General features: G+C 71.1%; 18 protein-coding genes and 1 pseudogene. 9 read left to right on the forward strand and 10 right to left on the reverse strand.

What is annotated here, in order from left to right; translation table 11 throughout:
• Nucleotides 1–9 precede the first annotated feature (9 nt).
• The gene (locus IE258_RS02475) at nt 10–1,047 is read right to left on the reverse strand and encodes an aldo/keto reductase (RefSeq protein WP_189738300.1); all 1,038 of its coding nucleotides are present in this window, start codon (nt 1,045–1,047) and stop codon (nt 10–12) included.
• 180 nt (nt 1,048–1,227) lie between these two features.
• Here IE258_RS02475 and IE258_RS02480 point away from each other — a divergent pair, with 180 nt between their 5' ends.
• Together IE258_RS02480 and IE258_RS02485 are read left to right on the forward strand one after the other, a co-directional pair.
• A complete protein-coding gene (locus IE258_RS02480; RefSeq protein WP_189738303.1) occupies nt 1,228–1,824 on the forward strand; it encodes a TetR/AcrR family transcriptional regulator in 597 nt (198 codons plus the stop codon).
• Nucleotides 1,825–1,943: 119 nt separating this feature from the next.
• Entirely contained in the window at nt 1,944–3,752 is a 1,809-nt protein-coding gene (locus IE258_RS02485) for a restriction endonuclease (protein ID WP_189738306.1), read from the forward strand.
• A gap of 266 nt (nt 3,753–4,018) precedes the next feature.
• Here IE258_RS02485 and IE258_RS02490 read toward each other — a convergent pair whose 3' ends face one another.
• The 3 genes and pseudogenes from IE258_RS02490 to IE258_RS02500 form a co-directional block, all read right to left on the reverse strand.
• Nucleotides 4,019–4,612 (reverse strand): DUF3885 domain-containing protein, encoded by a 594-nt coding sequence (locus tag IE258_RS02490; protein WP_189738309.1) that lies wholly within the window; start codon nt 4,610–4,612, stop codon nt 4,019–4,021.
• A pseudogene (locus IE258_RS02495) lies at nt 4,609–5,080 on the reverse strand (DUF4291 family protein); the annotation flags it as partial. The pseudogene IE258_RS02495 and the gene IE258_RS02490, both read right to left, overlap by 4 nt.
• 142 nt (nt 5,081–5,222) lie before the next feature.
• A complete protein-coding gene (locus IE258_RS02500) occupies nt 5,223–6,860 on the reverse strand; it encodes an alpha/beta hydrolase (RefSeq protein ID WP_189738315.1) in 1,638 nt (545 codons plus the stop codon).
• Nucleotides 6,861–7,334: 474 nt separating this feature from the next.
• Here IE258_RS02500 and msrA point away from each other — a divergent pair, with 474 nt between their 5' ends.
• Entirely contained in the window at nt 7,335–7,847 is a 513-nt protein-coding gene (gene msrA, locus IE258_RS02505) for a peptide-methionine (S)-S-oxide reductase MsrA (protein WP_115743911.1), read from the forward strand.
• A 70-nt stretch (nt 7,848–7,917) separates the two neighbouring features.
• On the opposite strand, the gene IE258_RS02510 is transcribed toward msrA, so the two are convergent.
• Nucleotides 7,918–9,036 carry a hypothetical protein gene (locus IE258_RS02510; RefSeq protein ID WP_189738318.1) on the reverse strand — a complete coding sequence of 373 codons (1,119 nt, stop codon included), beginning with the start codon at nt 9,034–9,036 and terminating at the stop codon, nt 7,918–7,920.
• Between the two features lie 96 nt (nt 9,037–9,132).
• Between IE258_RS02510 and IE258_RS02515 the strand changes: the two genes are divergently transcribed.
• The gene (locus tag IE258_RS02515) at nt 9,133–10,287 is read left to right on the forward strand and encodes a cystathionine gamma-synthase (protein ID WP_189738322.1); all 1,155 of its coding nucleotides are present in this window, start codon (nt 9,133–9,135) and stop codon (nt 10,285–10,287) included.
• A 22-nt stretch (nt 10,288–10,309) separates the two neighbouring features.
• Here IE258_RS02515 and IE258_RS02520 read toward each other — a convergent pair whose 3' ends face one another.
• The 3 genes from IE258_RS02520 to IE258_RS02530 form a co-directional block, all read right to left on the reverse strand.
• Nucleotides 10,310–10,567: a hypothetical protein gene (locus IE258_RS02520; protein WP_123628568.1), complete on the reverse strand. Its 258-nt coding sequence runs from the start codon at nt 10,565–10,567 to the stop codon at nt 10,310–10,312.
• A gap of 232 nt (nt 10,568–10,799) precedes the next feature.
• Nucleotides 10,800–11,306 (reverse strand): sigma factor-like helix-turn-helix DNA-binding protein, encoded by a 507-nt coding sequence (locus IE258_RS02525; protein ID WP_189738325.1) that lies wholly within the window; start codon nt 11,304–11,306, stop codon nt 10,800–10,802.
• A gap of 122 nt (nt 11,307–11,428) precedes the next feature.
• Nucleotides 11,429–11,932, reverse strand: coding sequence for a MarR family winged helix-turn-helix transcriptional regulator (locus IE258_RS02530; RefSeq protein ID WP_159324406.1), 504 nt, complete (start codon nt 11,930–11,932; stop codon nt 11,429–11,431).
• A gap of 169 nt (nt 11,933–12,101) precedes the next feature.
• Here IE258_RS02530 and ilvA point away from each other — a divergent pair, with 169 nt between their 5' ends.
• From ilvA to IE258_RS02545, 3 genes are all read left to right on the forward strand, one after another.
• Nucleotides 12,102–13,331, forward strand: a complete 1,230-nt coding sequence (gene ilvA / locus IE258_RS02535) for a threonine ammonia-lyase (RefSeq protein ID WP_189738330.1) — start codon at nt 12,102–12,104, stop codon at nt 13,329–13,331.
• Nucleotides 13,332–13,491: 160 nt separating this feature from the next.
• Nucleotides 13,492–14,499: an ATP-binding cassette domain-containing protein gene (locus IE258_RS02540; RefSeq protein ID WP_189738333.1), complete on the forward strand. Its 1,008-nt coding sequence runs from the start codon at nt 13,492–13,494 to the stop codon at nt 14,497–14,499.
• On the forward strand, nt 14,496–15,353 hold the full coding sequence (locus IE258_RS02545) for an ABC transporter permease (protein WP_189738336.1): 858 nt from the start codon (nt 14,496–14,498) through the stop codon (nt 15,351–15,353). The genes IE258_RS02540 and IE258_RS02545 overlap by 4 nt, the downstream gene beginning before the upstream one ends.
• A gap of 69 nt (nt 15,354–15,422) precedes the next feature.
• Here IE258_RS02545 and greA read toward each other — a convergent pair whose 3' ends face one another.
• Nucleotides 15,423–15,920 (reverse strand): transcription elongation factor GreA, encoded by a 498-nt coding sequence (gene greA, locus IE258_RS02550; protein ID WP_127895173.1) that lies wholly within the window; start codon nt 15,918–15,920, stop codon nt 15,423–15,425.
• A gap of 180 nt (nt 15,921–16,100) precedes the next feature.
• Nucleotides 16,101–16,499, reverse strand: coding sequence for a DUF4307 domain-containing protein (locus tag IE258_RS02555; RefSeq protein ID WP_189738339.1), 399 nt, complete (start codon nt 16,497–16,499; stop codon nt 16,101–16,103).
• A gap of 185 nt (nt 16,500–16,684) precedes the next feature.
• Here IE258_RS02555 and mca point away from each other — a divergent pair, with 185 nt between their 5' ends.
• On the forward strand, nt 16,685–17,566 hold the full coding sequence (mca, locus tag IE258_RS02560; RefSeq protein WP_189738342.1) for a mycothiol conjugate amidase Mca: 882 nt from the start codon (nt 16,685–16,687) through the stop codon (nt 17,564–17,566).
• Nucleotides 17,559–17,795: a hypothetical protein gene (locus IE258_RS02565; RefSeq protein WP_164883605.1), complete on the forward strand. Its 237-nt coding sequence runs from the start codon at nt 17,559–17,561 to the stop codon at nt 17,793–17,795. Before mca ends, IE258_RS02565 begins: the two co-directional genes overlap by 8 nt.
• The last annotated feature ends 2 nt before the right edge of the window (nt 17,796–17,797 follow it).

The raw sequence follows: 17,797 nt of genomic DNA on the forward strand, positions 1-17,797 counted from the left end.
GTCCGCCGTTCAGCGGGCCGCCGGGTGGCGCCGGCGGCGCAGCGCCGGGTCGAGAAGCGCGGGCGTGGTGTCGAACTTCTCGTGCGCGGCCAGATCCGTGCCCGGCGGGACGATCGCGTCGATCGCGTCGAGGACGTCGTCGGAGAGCACGGTGTCGGCGGCGGCGAGCTGGGAGTGGAGGTGGTCCAGGGTGCGGGGCCCGACGAGCGCGGCGGTGACGCCCGGATGCGCGGTGACGAAACCGAGCGCGAGCTGGATCAGGGTGAGCCCGGCCTCGTCGGCGACCGCGGCCAGCTTCTCGACGGCGTCGAGCCGGGCCCGGTTGGCGGGCAGCGCGGTGTCGAAGCGCTCGGGCAGGACCGCCGACCGGTGCGTGGCGACCTCGCGTCCCGCGCGCACCGCCCCGGACAGCCATCCGGAGGCCAGCGGGCTCCACACCAGCACGCCGAGCCCGTACTGCTCGGTCACGGGCAGCACATGGCTCTCGATGCCGCGCTGGAGCATGGAATAGCTGGGCTGCTCGGTGACATAGCGGCCCAGCCGGTGCTCGCGGGCGGCCCACTGCGCCTCGACGATCCGATACGCGGGGTAGGTGGAGGACCCGAAGTACCGGATCTTCCCGGCGCGCTGCAGATCGGTGAGCGCGGACAGGGTCTCCTCGTCACTCGTGTTCGGGTCCCACCGGTGGATCTGGTAGAGATCCACGTGGTCGACGCCGAGCCGGCGCAGGCTGTTGTCCAGCTCGGTGACCAGCCAGCGACGCGAGGCGCCCTGGTGGTTGGGCTCGTCGCTCATCGGCATGTACGCCTTCGTGGCCAGCACGATATCGTCGCGGCGCCCGGCGATCGCCTTGCCGACCATCTCCTCCGACTCGCCGCGGCCGTACATGTCGGCGGTGTCGATGAGGTTGATCCCGCTCTCCAGGGCGGCGTCGACGATGGCGGTGGCCTCGTCCTGGGTGGTACGCCCGATGCTGCCGAAGTTCATGGCGCCGAGCGCGAGCGAGCTGACCTGCACACCGGTGCGGCCCAAGGTGCGGTACTGCATGACGGTTCCTCCACTGGGGTGGCCTGCGTATGGGAGTGGCTTCGTAGGGGTCGAGGCATGACTTGGTGGCGGGCTCGACGCTCTGGCATCATGAGGACACCAAGCGGAACGCCGTCCCGTTTACTCGCCCAACAATACGGAACGGTGTCCCGTTTATCAATCGGTGAAGGGAACGGCACGGTGAAGGACGGCGAAGCGGCGACGGGACAGGCGGCCTCCCGGCCCAAGCGCGCGGACGCCCGGCGCAACGAGAAGACCCTGCTCGACGCGGCCGCCGCGGTGTTCGTCAGATCGGGCGTGGAGGCCCCCGTACGCGACATCGCGGCCGAGGCCGGCGTCGGCACGGCCACGATCTACCGCCACTTCCCGACCCGGGCGGACCTCATCATCGGCGTCTACCGGCACCAGGTGGAGGCATGCGCCGAGGCCGGCCCCGCCCTGCTGGCGAGCAGCCCCACCCCGTACGCCGCGCTCGCGAGCTGGATCGACCAGTTCGTCGACTTCCTGGTCACCAAGCACGGCCTCGCCGCGGTCCTCCAGTCCGACAGCGCCGGCTTCGAGACCCTCCACGCGTACTTCCTCGACCGCCTCGTCCCCGTCTGCACCGACCTCCTCGCCGCCGCCGCCGACTCCGGCGAGATCGACACCGACGTACCGCCCCTGGCGCTCATGCGCGGCGTCGGCAACCTCTGCATCGGCGCGGAGACCCCCAACCCGAGTTACGACGCCCGGCAGTTGGTACGCACCCTGATCGCGGGGCTGCGCGCTGCGGACTGATCCCGGCCCGGTCGCGAAGGGCGGCGAGTGGATGTGCGCGGCAGCGATTGCTGGATAAAGTCGACCCGCTACAACTGGTTGTGGGGACAACCGGTGCAGGGGGGGAGGGCTGACAACCCATGAGTCGTCGCACCACGGGGCCCTTCGGGGTCTGGGCCGAGATGCAGCGGCAGCGACAGCGCCGGCTGGAGGCCGAGGCACGGCAGCACAGACAGGAGGCCCGGGAGGCGCGGGCCTACGAGCGGCGAGCCGCTCAGAGCTATCGTGAATACAAGCAGGCCGACGCGATCCGCCGAACCGAGGAGCTGGACGCACGGGTCGCGATGCTCCAGGACCTGCTGGCCTCGGGGTGCCGGGCATCGGTCTTCCGGCCCTCCGCGCTCATGCGCGCCGAAGAGCTGCCGTCCCTGGCCGCGGTGATCGAAGGCGTCGGACGCCGGGAGCCCGAAGCCGTGGTCGAGTACTTCTCTGCGGCTCTGTACACCTCGACGGCCTGGCCCGAGGGGTTCCCCCGTTGGGTCGCCATGACCTACGACCCCGTGGCCCGGCAACTGGTGCTCGACTGGGAGCTGCCCGCGGGCGATGTCGTCCCGCAGTCCAAGTACGTGCGGTACATGTACGCGGCCGACCAGTACCGGGAAACCCCCCGACCGGTGGGACAGCGCAGGGCCCTCTACAAGGAAGTCATCGCGCAGTGCGTGCTCCTCGTGCTGCACGAACTGTTCGCCGCCGACGAGTCCGGCGCCCTGGAGTCGGTGGCCCTCAACGGCTTCGTCGACGGACACGACCCCACGACGGGCCGGCCGGACCGCATCTTCCTGGCCACCGTCATGGCCGAGCGTTCCTCCTTCCGCGAACTGCACCTGGCCCAGGTGGACGCGGAGAGCTGCCTGGCCGACGCGCTGCGCGGACAGGTGTCGGCCCGCCCGGACCAGCTCGTCGCGATCAGGCCGGGCCGTCGGCCCGAGGAGGTCGGCCACCGGGTCACCACCCACGGCGACGTCGAGGAACCCGATCTGTACGAGATGGACCCGATCGCCTTCGAGGGCCTCGTGGCCGAGCTGTTCGAGGCCATGGGGATGCGGGCGGTCACCACGCAACGCTCCAACGACGGCGGGGTGGACGTCCACGCGCTGGACCCGACCCCGATCCGGGGCGGGCAGATCGTCGTCCAGGTGAAGCGGTACCGCAGCACGGTGCCGCCCACCGCCGTCCGCGACCTGTACGGGACCGTCCAGGACGCCGGGGCGAACAAGGGCGTCCTCGTCACCACCTCGGGCTTCGGCCCCGGCTCGCACACCTTCGCCAACGGCAAGCCGCTGGAGCTGGTCTCGGGGGCCGAACTCGTCGACCTGCTGCACCGCCACGGCCTGCGCGGCCGGCTGGGCGACGGCGGCCGCCCAGCCTCAACCCCGCCGCCCGCCCCGGACCCGTCGGTGCCCGACGACTACAACATCCTCGGCATGTCCTGGTCCGGGAGCGTCGCCCTGGACGTGTGCGCCCTGGTGTGCCGGGGCAACCGGATCCTGACCGACGACCACTTCGTCTTCTACAACAACCCGCGGACCCCGGACGGCTCGGTACGGACACTGTCCGCCACCGCACCCGACAAGGCCGCGCTCTGTGCCTCGTTCGACACCCTGCCGGCCGACGCCGACCGCCTCGTGCTGGTGGCAGCGGTCGACCCGGAGGTCAATCCGGACGCCGACCTGTCCGGTTTCACGGACGCCCGCATCCGCCTCCTCGACCCGGCCCTGACGGAGCTGGGCCAACTCCAGGTCTCCGACGGCCGCCCGCACGAGACCGCCCTGGTCCTCGGCTCCTTCCGCCGCAGGTCCACCGGCGACTGGGACTTCGTAGTGGGCGGGAAAGGCTACACCGGCGGCCTGGAGGAACTGCTGCGCGACTTCGGCGTCGAGGTGGACTGAGACGCCGCCGACACGAGACTGCCGGGGGGCGCCGGGCTCACGACCCGGCTCGCGCCCCGATCCCGCCCGGGCGTTCATCGGGATCCGAGGGTCCAACCGTCGCCGGTCGTGGTGTGCCGCCGCCGAAGAGCCCGGCGATGTCTGCGTCGGCCGTCGGCGCCGCGAGCAGCCGGTCCCGCATCGCGCGCCGATACGGCGAGAGGTCCGGCTCGGGCTCCGACGGCTCGGTGGGAGCCGGCTTCTCGGCCCGGGACATCGTGACTTCCTCACAGTCCGGAAGGCGTGCTGGACAGCCAGTCCACGTGACGGCCGCGAAGCCGGTCGCGTTCGCCGGGCGTGGCGAGAACGACGTCCGCCCCGCCGTCGTAAGGGGCGTGGATGCGGCGGAGCTCCGTGTCCGTGACGAACACCTCGACGAGCGCCTCGTCGGCCACCGCGCGCAGCAGGGCGTCGACGCAGCCGCTCCGCCAGGGCCGCCGGTCCGCGTAAAAGCGTGTGTGGGTGTGAAAGGCCGGGTCGGGGTCCTCCTCGTCCGATTCGGTCCACCAGCGGACGCCGTTGGGGTGGAGCTCCCGCCGTGGCGTCGGGAAAGCGGCCGGTCCGTCGGGCGTACCGGACCAGTCCGAGGTCACGACGTACACGTCTCGGTCGGCGAACAACTCGTCGAGCACGGTGTTGTACCGGTGCAGCACGACCGCGTACTCGTCCTCGGACTCCGGATACCGCTTCGAACCGGGGAGGCTGTGGAAACGGACCCAACGGTCGGCGTACGTGCTGCGGAACGTGTGGGTGACGGGCGGTCCCGACGGGCGCCGGGCCCGCCACAGAGCGGCGAGTGCTCCGGGGGAGTGGTCCGTCACGGTCGCAGGCTCCTCAGTGGTCCTTCCGCGGCGGGATGCGGCTCCTCCCGCGGCAGCAGGTCCCGCGCCGAGTCGAGGTCGTCGTCGCGTACGAGGGCGTGGCTCTGGTGGGCGAGAGGGGTCAGGTCGCGGATGGCGACCGCCCACTCGTCGGCGTTCCGGCGTGCGGCCTCGCCGGAGAGTCCGAGTTGCAGGGAGCGGTAGGGCAGGGGCCGCAGGCGCAGGTCGCGTTCGGGGTCCCACTGGACGCGGGTGGGCGAGCGCTTCAACTCGCGCTGCCAGGTGGCTCGGTCGGGGTGCACGCAGCGCTGGTAGCTCGACAGACACGCGTTGCGCAGGTCCCTCTCGAAGCCCTCGCGGTCGATCTCGACGGCCAGGACGGCCTCCTGGCCGTCCGTCGGGGCCCATCCGCAGCGGTACATCATCCACAGGAAACGACGGCTTGATCCATGTCGAGCAGCGTTCCCAACCTCCACCGTCCGAACCGCTCCAGGGCCCTCTTGCCGTGAGTTCGACGTGTCGGCTTCGGTGGGAAAACCGCTCGGAATGGCTCCGTGAGCATCGTGGAGCGAGACCGACGGCGCGTGCCAAGACCGGGGCTGGCGCATGCTCAGGCGAGGATGCCGGCCATCCAGCCGCCGCCCGTGGTGACTCCGCCCGTCGGTTTGGGTGCGGAGAAGGGGGGCGTGTCCTGTCTGCACGTTGTTCCGACTGGCGGGAGGGTGCCGTCGATCAAGTAGCGGCTCTCGTGGTCCTTGACGCACCTGCTGGGGTTGAGCAGGGCGGTGTGCCCGTGTCCGTCGAGGGTGAGGAGGCGGGCGTCGGCCAGCTCCTTGGCCATGGCCTGCGAGGCCGAGTAGGGCGTGGAGGGGTCGTAGCGGGTGCCGACCACCAGGACGGGGTGTGCCGTCGGCTTGTTCCACGGGCCGCTGTACCTGTCGGCGGCGGCGGTCGGCCAGGAGGCGCACCCCTCGGTGGCCCAGGTCCAGAAGCGTCCGGCGTCGCCGGCACGGGTGGCGCTGGCCTTCTCGAGGGCGTGGTAAACACCGGGGTCACGCGGATTGGGGCTGTCGCCGCAGAGTACTGCGGCGCCCTGTTCCTCGCCCACGTACGGATTCGGATCAGGGACCGCCGGTGCGGGCGGGAAGGCGGGCGGCTCCGGGACGCGGCCCTGCCACAGGTCCTGCAGCCTGCCGGCGAGCTGGGTCCACCCGGGGTGGACGACGTAGAGGCTGTTCACCACGTCGGCGACCGTGCCGGCATAGGTCCATGAGCCCACGGGATGCTTACGGAGCCGCTGCAGCAACCGGTCGAACTTCTCCCTGGTCGCCTCCGGGCCGCCGGCGGAAAAGGCGCAGCGCCCGGTGGAGGCGGACCCGCACAGCGTGAGGAACTGGTCCACGGTGGCTGCCGCGGAGCGGTCCGAGCCCATACGCAGGAAACTCGTGAGCCGGGGCTCGTCGTCCAAGGCGTGGTTCGTCCATGCCTGCGGGTCCCAGTTGCTGTCGAGGACCATGGCGCGGACCTTGTCGGGGAACATGTTGGCGTACGTGGCGCCCAGGATCGTGCCGTAGGAGATCCCCTGGTAGGTGAGCTGCCGGTCGCCCACCGCCCGGCGGAGCCGGTCGAGGTCGCGGGCGGTGTCGGCGGTCGACACATGGCGCAGGAGTCCGGGGGCACGCTGCTCACAGCGCCGGGACAGATCCTTGTACGCGGCGATGAAGGCCGCCCGCTCCTTCTCGCCGACCGGGAAGCCCGCCGCATGGTTGGCACTCCAGTCGGAGGCTTCCTCGGAATTCGCGAAGCAGTTCACCGCGGTGCTGCTGCCGACCCCGCGGGGGTCCCAGCTGACGATGTCGAACCGCTCCCGCACCTCGCTCGGGAAGGCATCGTAGTTCTGCGGCATCTGCACCGTTCCCGGACCGCCAGGGCCGCCGGGGTTGAAGAACAGAGTGCCGATGCGCCGACCGGGGTCGGTTGCCCTCCGCTTGACGACGGCCAGCTCGATGGTGCGACCACCGGGATCGTCGTAGTCCAGCGGCACCTTCGCGGTAGCGCAGTCGAACTCACTGCCCGGGACGCACCGACTCCAGTCCAGATGCGGGGCGGGCACAGAAGGCGTGGGCGCACCGCCGGCCGAGGCGATGCCGGGCCCGGTCAATATCGCCGGGCAGGTCACCAACACCGCGATGACCGCGGTACGACGTCGGCGGCCCGCTATGAGTCCGCGTACGGGGGGCATGGGCATACTCCGTCCACCTTGTTTCGTAGCCGAGCCCCGAGGCCACCGCTGCCCCGGTCTTCGGCACGCGTCCGTCTCGACGAAACCGCGTGGCGGCGAGGCGGGCGAGGCAACCGCAGCCGAATGGTCGAGCCACTTCGGAGTGGTACGGGGTGCCGGCGGCAACTCGGTCGATGGACAGCAGCGTCCCGTCAGGAACGGCTTCAACCGGGGCCACCGGTTTTCGGCACGGCTAAAGCAGGCGTTCCACTTCCGCCACCATGTGGCCGGGATACCGCCGGCCACATGGTCGTGGCGTGATCTGCCTGACGGCTTGACGCAGCGCTGCCACCGTTGCGGGAGGCTGCGGGATGAGTGGTTGCCCGGCGGCGTGGAATCCTTGTGGACCCCCGCGTGTTGCACACAGCGTGGGCATGGAGGCCGGTGACGTGCGGGCCGAGGGGCCCGGACGACCGAGCCGAGAGATTTTGGAGGGCCGCGATGGCTGCGCAGACACAGAGGGCCGTGCTGGCGGGCGGATGCTTCTGGGGGATGGAGGAGCTGATCCGTCGGCTCCCGGGCGTGACCGCGACCCGGGTCGGCTACACCGGGGGTGACGTGCCGAACGCGACATACCGCAACCACGGCACGCACGCGGAGGCCATCGAGATCCTCTTCGACCCCGAGGCGACCGACTACCGCGCGATCCTGGAGTTCTTCTTCCAGATCCACGACCCGAGCACCAAGAACCGCCAGGGCAACGACATCGGCCTCAGCTACCGCTCGGCGATCTACTACGTGGACGACGAGCAGAAGCGGATCGCCGAGGACACGATCGCGGACGTGGACGCCTCCGGACTGTGGCCCGGCAAGGTCGTCACCGAGGTGGAGCCGGTCGGCCCCTTCTGGGAGGCCGAGCCGGAGCACCAGGACTACCTGCAGCGCTACCCGGACGGGTACACCTGCCACTTCCCGCGTCCGGGATGGCGGCTGCCCGTCCGCAGCGAGGGCTAGCGAGCGCTGAGGCGCTCACCGAGAAGCGGTCCGGCCGGTTGCGGCCGGACCGTTCGTCGTGGGGCGGCGCTCAGTGCGGCAGCGTCGCCGGGCTGCCGCCGTTCGCCTCGTACCCCGCCACCGCCAGCGCACGGTAGACCGCGAACTCCGCCGCCGGGTCGCTCGACAGCGTCCAGGGCAGGGCGCCGACGTGGCCGTCTATGACCATCAGCTGGTTCATCGCCTCGGCCCAGCGCTCGCCGCGGACCAGGAAGAAGACCAGAAGGTGGCGGACGTGCGCCTGCATCGGGTCGTCCCGGTCGGCCGAGTGGACCGCGTGCAGCGCGCCGTGGACGGCCTTGGTGACGACCTCGCTCTGGTAGAAACCGCTGACCAGGTTGACCTCGGGCAGGTGCTCGAAGACCGCGAACAGCGGCATCGCCGCCAGCAGGGAACCCCGCGGGGCACGGGCGGCCGCCGCCTCCGCGAAGGAGTACGCCAGCTCGCGCGAGCCGTGCCACTTCTCGCACCAGTACTGCAGGGCGGCCAGGTGCGCGCCCATGTGGTTGGGGGCGCGGTCCAGGATCTTCAGCCAGAGCTGCTCGAACTCCTCGCGCGGATAGCCGAGGCCGCGGGCCACCGACAGCTCGACGATGTAGGGGACCGGGTCCCCGGGCGCGAGCAGGGCCGCCTCGCCGCAGGCCGCCTTCGCCTCCTCCATGATGATCCGGAAGTCGTCCGAGCCCGGCGTCGCCGTCCGCCACGCCTGCTGCACCAGGAACTCGGCGTGCACCGCCGCGCCCCCCGCGTCCTTGGGCGCCTCCGCCCGCCACACCCGCAGCCACTGCCCGCCCGGTGTCTCGCCGACCCCGCCGGGCCGCTGCCGCAGCTCCAGCGACGCGGCGCCCGCGAAGGCCTGCACGCGCTGCCAGCGCCGCTCGCCCTTTGCCTCCGTACCGGCCAGGAGCTGCTGCGCCCCCCGGTAGTCCTGGGTGCGCTGCACCAGGTCCAGGACGTCCAGCAGGTCCTCGTCGGGACCCGGCATGCGGATGTCCAGCTCCTCCTCGCGGGCGAAGCCGTAGTTCGCGGGGTCGGCGGCGTCCGGGTGGCCGGGCTCGACCAGGCCGACCGCACCGCGCCGGCGCCGCGAGATTTGGAGCAGCACGAAGCCGAGCATGACCAGTGCCATCAGGACCCAGAGAATCTCCATGTCTCAAGCGAACCAGACGCCGCCGACAATTGGCCAACCTGTCCCCCGCCCTGTGGAAAACCCGCGAGGCGTTCCGCACGGCTACCCTCGGTGCCCATGAGCGACAGGCACATCAGTCAGCACTTCGAGACGCTCGCGATCCACGCGGGCAACACCGCCGATCCCCTGACGGGCGCGGTCGTCCCGCCGATCTATCAGGTGTCGACCTACAAGCAGGACGGCGTCGGCGGGTTGCGCGGCGGCTACGAGTACAGCCGCAGCGCCAACCCGACCCGTACGGCCCTGGAGGAGAACCTCGCCGCCCTGGAGGGCGGCAGGCGAGGCCTCGCGTTCGCGTCCGGACTGGCGGCCGAGGACTGCCTGTTGCGTACGCTGCTGCGCCCGGGCGACCACGTGGTGATCCCGAACGACGCGTACGGCGGCACCTTCCGGCTCTTCGCCAAGGTCGCCACCCGGTGGGGCGTCGAGTGGTCCGTGGCCGACACCGGCGACGCCGCCGCCGTGCGGGCCGCACTCACCCCGAAGACCAAGGCCGTGTGGGTGGAGACGCCCTCGAACCCGCTGCTCGGCATCACCGACATCGCGCAGATCGCGCAGGTCGCCCGGGACGCCGGCGCCCGGCTCGTCGTCGACAACACCTTCGCCACCCCCTACCTCCAGCAGCCGCTGGCGCTGGGCGCCGACGTCGTCGTGCACTCGCTGACCAAGTACATGGGAGGGCACTCGGACGTGGTCGGCGGCGCGCTGATCGTGGGCGACCAGGAGCTGGGCGAGGAGCTGGCCTTCCACCAGAACGCGATGGGCGCGGTCGCGGGGCCCTTCGACTCCTGGCTGGTGCTGCGGGGCACCAAGACCCTCGCGGTGCGCATGGACCGGCACAGCGAGAACGCGAGCAAGGTCGCCGAGATGCTCTCCCGGCACGCGCGCGTGACGCGCGTGCTGTACCCGGGGCTGCCCGAGCACCCGGGGCACGAGGTCGCCGCCAAGCAGATGAAGGCGTTCGGCGGCATGGTGTCCTTCCGCGTGGAGGGCGGCGAGCAGGCCGCCGTCGAGGTGTGCAACCGCGCGAAGGTCTTCACGCTCGGCGAGTCCCTCGGCGGCGTCGAGTCGCTGATCGAGCACCCGGGCCGGATGACGCACGCCTCCGCGGCCGGCTCCGCCCTTGAGGTGCCCGCCGACCTGGTGCGGCTGTCGGTCGGCATCGAGAACGCCGACGACCTCCTGGCCGACCTCCAGCAGGCGCTGGGCTAGCGGAGGCAGAGGGGGAGAGGGCTCACCAGCCCTCCCAGCCGGTCACGGGTGGGGTCGTCTCCGAGGGCGGCTCCACCCACGGCTGCACCGTCAGCGCCCAGACGGTGAACGCCACGGCCGCGGCGCCCAGCAGCAGCCACATCAGGCGGCGGGCGGCGGTCCTGCGGCGCAGCATGCGGCCGCCTCGGCGGACGGCCTCCGCACAGAGGTCGGGCGGTACCCGCGGCGGCGACTGCTCCATGATCTGCCGCGCGGCGGCCTCGCGCCGGGGCCGGTTCACCGGAACCTCCCGGACCGCCACCCGCGCGTGCCGGCCATCGCGCCGGTCGTAGGGACGGCCATCGCCCACGGCGTCGTGCCGGTCGTAGGGACGGCCATCGCCCACGGCGCCGTGCCGGTCGCCGTGGCAGTCGGCGTGCCGTCCGTCGTGTGCCTCGCCGTGCCGGGCATCGCGAACGTCGTAGTGCGGCTGCCCCGGCTGCTCCGCCTGCTCCGGCCGCTCGCCGGGCCGGTCACGGGGTCGCCGCCTTCGCTTCCGCCGCGACCGGCGCGGCCGGTGCGGGCCGCGGGTGCAGCAGAGTGGCGGTCGCGCGGTCGCAGATCGTCCGCACCCGTTCCACCGGCAGGCCCAGCAGCGCGGCCGTCTGCTCCTCGGCGACGCCCTCGTACAGCCGAAGCACCAGGATCAGGCGTTCCTGGGGGGAGAGCCGGCCCAGAGTGCCCGCGGGCCGCCGGCGGGCCCCGCCGAGGGCGCCGTACCGGTGCCAGGCATCGCGGGCGAAACGCGTGGCCAGGTGCTGGCGGGTGCGGTCGTACGGGTCCTCCCCGTGCAGCCGGTCCCAGGACGCGTACGTGTGGGCCAGGCTCAGGGACAGCAGGCGCCGCGCGCGCGGGTTGGCGTCCGGGGCCTCCGCGGTGAGCAGGGTGGCCGCGTGCAGAAGCCGCCCTGCCGCGCCCGCGACGAACGCCTCGAACTCGCGGGCCCGGCGGGCATCCCGGGACGCATGCCGTTCTCGCACCGCGCCTCCCGCCCAGACGGCGACGACCCCTGAGGTCTCATATCAGGCCAGGGGCGGGCCGCCGGTCAAGGGTTCGGCGCGAACGCCCTCCGGAATGCCCCGGAAAGCGCGTGAGGCGTCGCTCAGGAGCCCGCCGGCGCATCGGTGGAAGCCGCCGCGCCGGAGGGGGCCATACGGGCGGACAGGGCGCCGTTGAAGCGCGCGAGGAGCGCGCAGAACGTCTCGCGCTCCTGCGGCGCCCAGTCGTGGGTCAGTTCGGCCATGAGCTGACGCCGGGAGGAGCGCACCTCCTCCAGCCGCGCCACGCCGCGCGGCGACAGCTGGAGGACCACCGCGCGTCCGTCCTCGGGGTGGGAGGTCCGCTTGACGAGCCCGGTGTCGACGAGCGGGGCCACCTGCCGGGTGACCGTCGAGGAGTCGATCCCCATGCTCGCGGCGAGCGCCTTCACGCCCATCGGGCCCTCTTTGTCGAGGCGGTTGAGCAGCAGGTAGGCGGCGCGGTCCATGGAGTTGCGGACCTGTCCGACCCCGCCGAGCCGGGTCTGTTCGGCGCGTCGGGCGAAGAGCGCGACCTCGTGCTGGAGCGTCTCGAGAAGACCGGTGTCACCGGCGGTCGTCATGTCCATCGACATTTCAGGTGTTGTGGGCATGGCCGGGGGCTCACTTCGTGGAGGGCTGCTAATTGGGGGACAGGGTACGCGGCCGGGCGGCAAGGCGTACCGGCGCTGGGCAAAGCGGGTCTCGGAGGTTGGTCACAACGGCGCACGGCGCCCGTGAACTGCGATGCTGGAGGCTATGAGCTACAGCACGGCGTCCCGCGTCGCTCCCGTCACCCTCGACGACGTGCGCGGAGCCCAGAAGATGCTCTCGGGCGTGGCGCGGGTGACGGCGATGGAGGGCAGCAGGCACCTGTCCCAGCTGGTCGGCTCGCCGGTGCACTTCAAGTGCGAGAACCTCCAGCGGACGGGCTCGTTCAAGCTGCGCGGCGCCTACGTGCGGATCGCCGGGCTGCTGCCCGAGCAGCGGGCCGCGGGCGTGGTCGCGGCGAGCGCGGGCAACCACGCGCAGGGCGTCGCGCTGGCGTCGTCGCTGCTCGGCGTGCGGTCGACGGTGTTCATGCCGCAGGGTGCGCCGCTGCCGAAGATCAGCGCGACCCGGGACTACGGCGCGGAGGTGCGGCTGCACGGCCAGGTGGTGGACGAGACGCTGGCCGCCGCGCAGGAGTACGCGGAGCGGACCGGCGCGGTCTTCATCCACCCGTTCGACCACCCCGACGTCATCGCGGGCCAGGGCACGGTCGGGCTGGAGATCCTGGAGCAGTGCCCCGAGGTGCGGACCGTCGTGGTCGGCATCGGCGGGGGCGGGCTGGCGGCCGGTATCGCGGTCGCGGTGAAGGCGCTGCGGCCGGACGTGCGGATCGTCGGCGTGCAGGCGGAGGGCGCGGCCGCCTACCCGCCCTCGCTGGCCGCCGGACGCCCGGTCGCCGTGGAGAACCCGGCGACGATGGCCGACGGGATCAAGGTGGGGCGGCCCGGTGACGTGCCGTTCGGGATCGTCGGCGACCTGGTGGACGAGGTCCGTACGGTCTCCGAGGACGCGCTGTCGACCGCGCTGCTGCTGTGTCTGGAGCGGGCCAAGCTGGTCGTGGAGCCGGCCGGGGCGAGCCCGGTGGCGGCGCTGCTGAGTGAGCCGGACGCCTTCGAGGGACCGGTCGTGGCGGTCCTGTCCGGCGGCAACGTGGACCCGGTGCTGATGCAGGGCGTGCTGCGGCACGGTATGGCCGCGCAGGGCCGCTACCTGGCGGTCCGGCTGCGGCTGACGGACCGGCCCGGGGCGCTGGCCACGCTTCTCGGGGTGTTGTCAGTGGTCGACGCTAACGTCCTCGATGTGAGCCACGTCCGAACCCATCCGCGGCTCGGGCTCACGGAGGCGGAGGTCGAGCTGCACCTGGAGACGAAGGGCCCGGAGCACTGCGCCGAGGTCGGCCGGGCGCTGCGGGAAGCGGGATACACCGTCATCGCCTGAGCCCGGACGGGGCGCCGGCAGCCACTTCGTCACTCGTTCGAGAAAGTGCATTGTGAGACGCGATACATCGCGTTATGGTGTGTCGTAAATCGCTCGCTGAGCGCTGCGAAACGTACAAACCTAGGCTTTTCGAAGAATCCCCGACGACGTGGAGACTCATATGCCAGGCGCCATCTATGCCGAAGGGCTGGTCAAGACCTTCGGTGACGTAAGGGCTCTGGACGGCGTCGACCTCGACGTTCCCGAGGGCACGGTCCTGGGTCTGCTCGGGCCGAACGGCGCGGGCAAGACCACCGCCGTCCGCTGCCTCACGACCCTGCTGCGCCCCGACAGCGGCAAGGCGGTCGTCGCGGGCATCGACGTCCTCAGGCAGCCCAACGAGGTACGCCGCTCCATCGGCCTCTCCGGTCAGTTCGCCGCGGTCGACGAATACCTGACCGGCCGGGAGAACCTGCAGATGGTCGGCCAGCTCTACCAGATGAAGGGCAGGGCCGCGAAGGCCCGCGCCGCCGAGCTGCTCGACCAGTTCCACCTCTCGGACGCCGCCGACCGCCCCACCAAGACGTACTCGGGAGGCATGCGCCGCCGGCTCGACCTGGCGGCGGCCCTGGTCGTCTCCCCGCCCGTCATGTTCATGGACGAACCCACGACCGGCCTCGACCCCCGCAACCGTCAGGAGCTGTGGGAGGTCATCAAGCGGCTGGTCGCCGGCGGTACGACCCTGCTGCTGACCACGCAGTACCTGGAGGAGGCCGACCACCTCGCGCACGACATCGCGGTCGTCGACCACGGCCGTGTCATCGCCCGCGGCACCTCCGACCAGCTCAAGGCCCGCACCGGGGGAGAGCGCGTCGAGGTCGTCGTCCACGAGCGCCACCACATGGCGACGGCCTCCGAGGTGCTCGCCGGATTCGGCAAGGGGGCGACCACCGTCGAGGAACACACCCGCAAGCTGACCGTCCCCGTCACCGGCGGCGCGAAGCTGCTCGCCGAGGTCATCCGCGAGCTCGACGTCCGCGGCATCGAGATCGACGACATCGGCCTGCGCCGCCCGACCCTCGACGACGTCTTCCTCTCCCTCACCGGCCACGTGGCCGAGGTGGCGGACGAGGGGAACGGCTCGGCGGACGACGCCGCCCACGAGCAGGAGAAGGAGGCCGCCAAGTGAGCGCCGCCACCGACACGACGCCGGTCACGGCGCCCGCCAACCCCATCGGCCAGTCCGTCCGCGACTCGCTGGTCATCGCCCGCAGAAACCTCATCCGGATGACCCGGATCCCGGAGATGGTCCTCTTCGGGATCATCCAGCCGGTGATGTTCGTGGTCCTCTTCACGTACGTCTTCGGCGGCTCGATGAAGATCGGCAACACCACCGACCCGGACGTCTACAAGGACTTCCTGATGGCGGGCATCTTCGCCCAGACCGTCACCTTCGCCACCGCCGGATCGGCGGCCGGCATCGCCGACGACATGCAGAAGGGACTCGTCGACCGCTTCCGCTCCCTGCCGATGGCCCGGGGCGCGGTCCTCACCGGCCGCACCGTGGCCGACCTCGTGCAGACGGCCATCACCCTGCTCGTCCTCGCGATAGTCGCGCTGATCGTGGGCTGGCGCACCGGCTCCGCCGACCCGACCAGCGTCGGCGAGATCCTCGCCGGATTCGCCCTGCTGCTCCTCCTGGGATACGCCTTCACCTGGATCGGCGCGCTGATCGGTCTGTCCGTGCGCACCCCGGAGGCGGCGACCTCGGGAGGGATCATCTGGCTGTTCCCGGTGACGTTCATCTCGAACGCCTTCGTGGACTCCAGCCAGATGACGCCCTGGCTGAGGCACATCGCCGAGTGGAATCCGTTCAGCGCCACCGTGCAGGCCTGCCGCGAGCTGTTCGGCAACCCCGGCGTCGTGCAGTCCGACGCCTGGCCCATGCAGCACCCCGTCTGGGCCTCGCTGATCTGGTCCGTGCTGATCATCGCGATCTTCCGGACGCTGGCGGTGCGCAAGTACCGCTCGGCGGCCATCTGACCAGGAGACGACGCGACGAGCCCCCGGCGTCACGGGGACACCGGGGGCTCGTCGAAGGGGGGCGGTGGGTCAGCCGTTGTACGGCTCGGCCTTGAGGATCTTCACCGAGGCCGGCTTGCCGTTGGGCAGCTCGTACTGGGCGTCCTCGCCGACCTTGTGGCCGATGACGCCCGAGCCCAGCGGGGACTGCGGGGAGTAGGTCTCGATGTCCGAGCTCGCGTACTCGCGCGAGGCGAGCAGGAAGGTCAGCGTGTCGTCCTCGTCACCGTCGAAGGCGATCGTGACGACCATGCCGGGCGCCACCGCACCGTCGGCGGCCGGGGCCTCACCCACCTTGGCGCTCTCGAGCAGCTGGGTCAGCTGGCGCACGCGGAGCTCCTGCTTGCCCTGCTCCTCCTTCGCCGCGTGGTACCCGCCGTTCTCACGCAGGTCCCCCTCCTCACGAGCCGCGGCGATCTTGGCAGAGATCTCGGTGCGCGCAGGACCAGTAAGGTATTCAAGCTCCTCCTTGAGCTTGTTGTACGCCTCCTGGGTCAGCCAGGTGACGTTCTCGCTGGTCTGGGTCACGGGTGCTCCTCGTTGGTACTGGGAATACAAATCAACGCCCTACCCAGAAGGATGTTCCTTCACGGAAGGGCGAAACCACGAGCCTAACAATTCAGTGGCCAAAGGGGGAGGACATAAGCCACCAGATTCCTGTCACCGCAGGTCAGGCGGCAGGTTTTGGCGCCAGTGGGCCTCGCCGGATCACTCCGGATGGCAGCCGAGCAGCTCGGCCGACGTCCCGGCGGCCTTGGTCCGCAGCGTGACGACCTTGTCGATGCGGGTGTCGTCCCCGTCGAAGCGGAAGTCGGCCCGGCCCACCTCGTCGCCGTCCTCCGCCTGGGAGCGCACCGTGCAGTAGCCGGTGATGCCGGCGTCCTTGCGGACCTCCAGGTGCACCTGCACCGAGTCCTCAGCGAGCTCGAAGCCGATCAGCTCGCCGCTGATCTTGTTCTGACCGACGTAGTGATAGCCGAACCAGCCGATCAGGGCGAGCAGCAGCGCGCCGAGCACGGCACCGACGATCTTGAGCGTGCGGTCGGCCTGCTCGTCCGAGGAGCGGCCGTAGCGGCCCTGGGGCGTCCGCGTGCTCGCCGTGCTCATGGTCGTCCTCTCCGCGGGAGCGGGTCCGGTTGCCGGGCCCCGGAATTATTCCGCTCCCGATTCGGTCACTATAGAAGCCTCCCGCCCGCCACCCGACCGCCGCCCCTCAACGACGCCCCTACGGGGCGGCACCTTCAAATCGCGCCGCTGCACGCCGGGGCGCCGACTGACCGAGGATTTGAGTCTTGACTGACCAGCTGCGACTGATGGCCGTTCACGCCCACCCCGACGACGAGTCGAGCAAGGGCGCGGCCACCATGGCGAAGTACGTGTCCGAGGGGGTGGACGTGCTGGTGGTGACCTGCACGGGCGGGGAACGCGGCTCCATCCTCAACCCAAAGCTCCAGGGTGACGCGTACATCGAGGAGAACATCCACGAGGTGCGCAAGAAGGAGATGGACGAGGCCCGGGAGATTCTCGGGGTGAAGCAGGAGTGGCTCGGCTTCGTCGACTCCGGGCTGCCCGAGGGCGACCCGCTGCCGCCGCTGCCGGAGGGCTGCTTCGCCCTGGAGGACGTCGACAAGGCGGCCGGTGAGCTGGTGCGGAAGATCCGCGCCTTCCGCCCCCAGGTGATCACCACCTACGACGAGAACGGCGGCTACCCGCACCCCGACCACATCATGACCCACAAGATCACGATCGTGGCCTTCGAGGGCGCGGCCGACACCGAGAAGTACCCGGAGGGCGAGTACGGACCGGCGTACCAGCCGCTGAAGGTGTACTACAACCAGGGCTTCAACCGGCCCCGCACCGAGGCGCTGCACAACGCGCTGCTGGACCGCGGCCTGGAGTCGCCGTACCACGACTGGCTCAAGCGCTGGTCGGAGTTCGAGCGCAAGGAGCGCACCCTCACCACGCACGTGCCCTGCGCGGACTTCTTCGAGACCCGCGACAAGGCGCTGATCGCGCACGCGACGCAGATCGACCCCGACGGGGGCTGGTTCCGGGTGCCGATGGAGATCCAGAAGGAGGTCTGGCCCACCGAGGAGTACGAGCTGGCCAAGTCCCTCGTGGAAACCTCCCTCCCCGAGGACGACCTCTTCGCGGGCATCCGGGACAATGCCTGACATGAGTGCAAGCGCAAGCCTGGCAATGACGCACCTCGTCACTCTCGCCGAGCTGGACGAGGACAAGGTCACCCCCGGTGTCCTCGGGTTCATCGTGTTCGCGGTGATGGCTCTGGCGGTGTGGGGACTGATGAAGTCCATGAACCGGCACATGGGCAAGGTGGACTTCAAGGAGGCGGCGGAGCAGGACGCCTCCGGCGGCCCCGAGGCGAAGCCCCAGCGGGGCTGACC

Origin of the sequence: Streptomyces tendae (assembly GCF_014650435.1) — a bacterium.
Lineage (GTDB): Bacteria > Actinomycetota > Actinomycetes > Streptomycetales > Streptomycetaceae > Streptomyces > Streptomyces tendae.

What these genes read in the sequence shown, in the direction of transcription:
- IE258_RS02475 (WP_189738300.1), bottom strand. Translation starts at nt 1,047, where the DNA reads ATGCAGTACCGCACCTTGGGCCGCACCGGTGTGCAGGTCAGCTCGCTC.
- IE258_RS02485 (WP_189738306.1), top strand. Translation starts at nt 1,944, where the DNA reads ATGAGTCGTCGCACCACGGGGCCCTTCGGGGTCTGGGCCGAGATGCAG.
- IE258_RS02500 (WP_189738315.1), bottom strand. Translation starts at nt 6,860, where the DNA reads ATGCCCATGCCCCCCGTACGCGGACTCATAGCGGGCCGCCGACGTCGT.
- msrA (WP_115743911.1), top strand. Translation starts at nt 7,335, where the DNA reads ATGGCTGCGCAGACACAGAGGGCCGTGCTGGCGGGCGGATGCTTCTGG.
- IE258_RS02510 (WP_189738318.1), bottom strand. Translation starts at nt 9,036, where the DNA reads ATGGAGATTCTCTGGGTCCTGATGGCACTGGTCATGCTCGGCTTCGTG.
- IE258_RS02515 (WP_189738322.1), top strand. Translation starts at nt 9,133, where the DNA reads ATGAGCGACAGGCACATCAGTCAGCACTTCGAGACGCTCGCGATCCAC.
- IE258_RS02530 (WP_159324406.1), bottom strand. Translation starts at nt 11,932, where the DNA reads ATGGACATGACGACCGCCGGTGACACCGGTCTTCTCGAGACGCTCCAG.
- ilvA (WP_189738330.1), top strand. Translation starts at nt 12,102, where the DNA reads ATGAGCTACAGCACGGCGTCCCGCGTCGCTCCCGTCACCCTCGACGAC.
- IE258_RS02540 (WP_189738333.1), top strand. Translation starts at nt 13,492, where the DNA reads ATGCCAGGCGCCATCTATGCCGAAGGGCTGGTCAAGACCTTCGGTGAC.
- IE258_RS02555 (WP_189738339.1), bottom strand. Translation starts at nt 16,499, where the DNA reads ATGAGCACGGCGAGCACGCGGACGCCCCAGGGCCGCTACGGCCGCTCC.
- IE258_RS02565 (WP_164883605.1), top strand. Translation starts at nt 17,559, where the DNA reads ATGCCTGACATGAGTGCAAGCGCAAGCCTGGCAATGACGCACCTCGTC.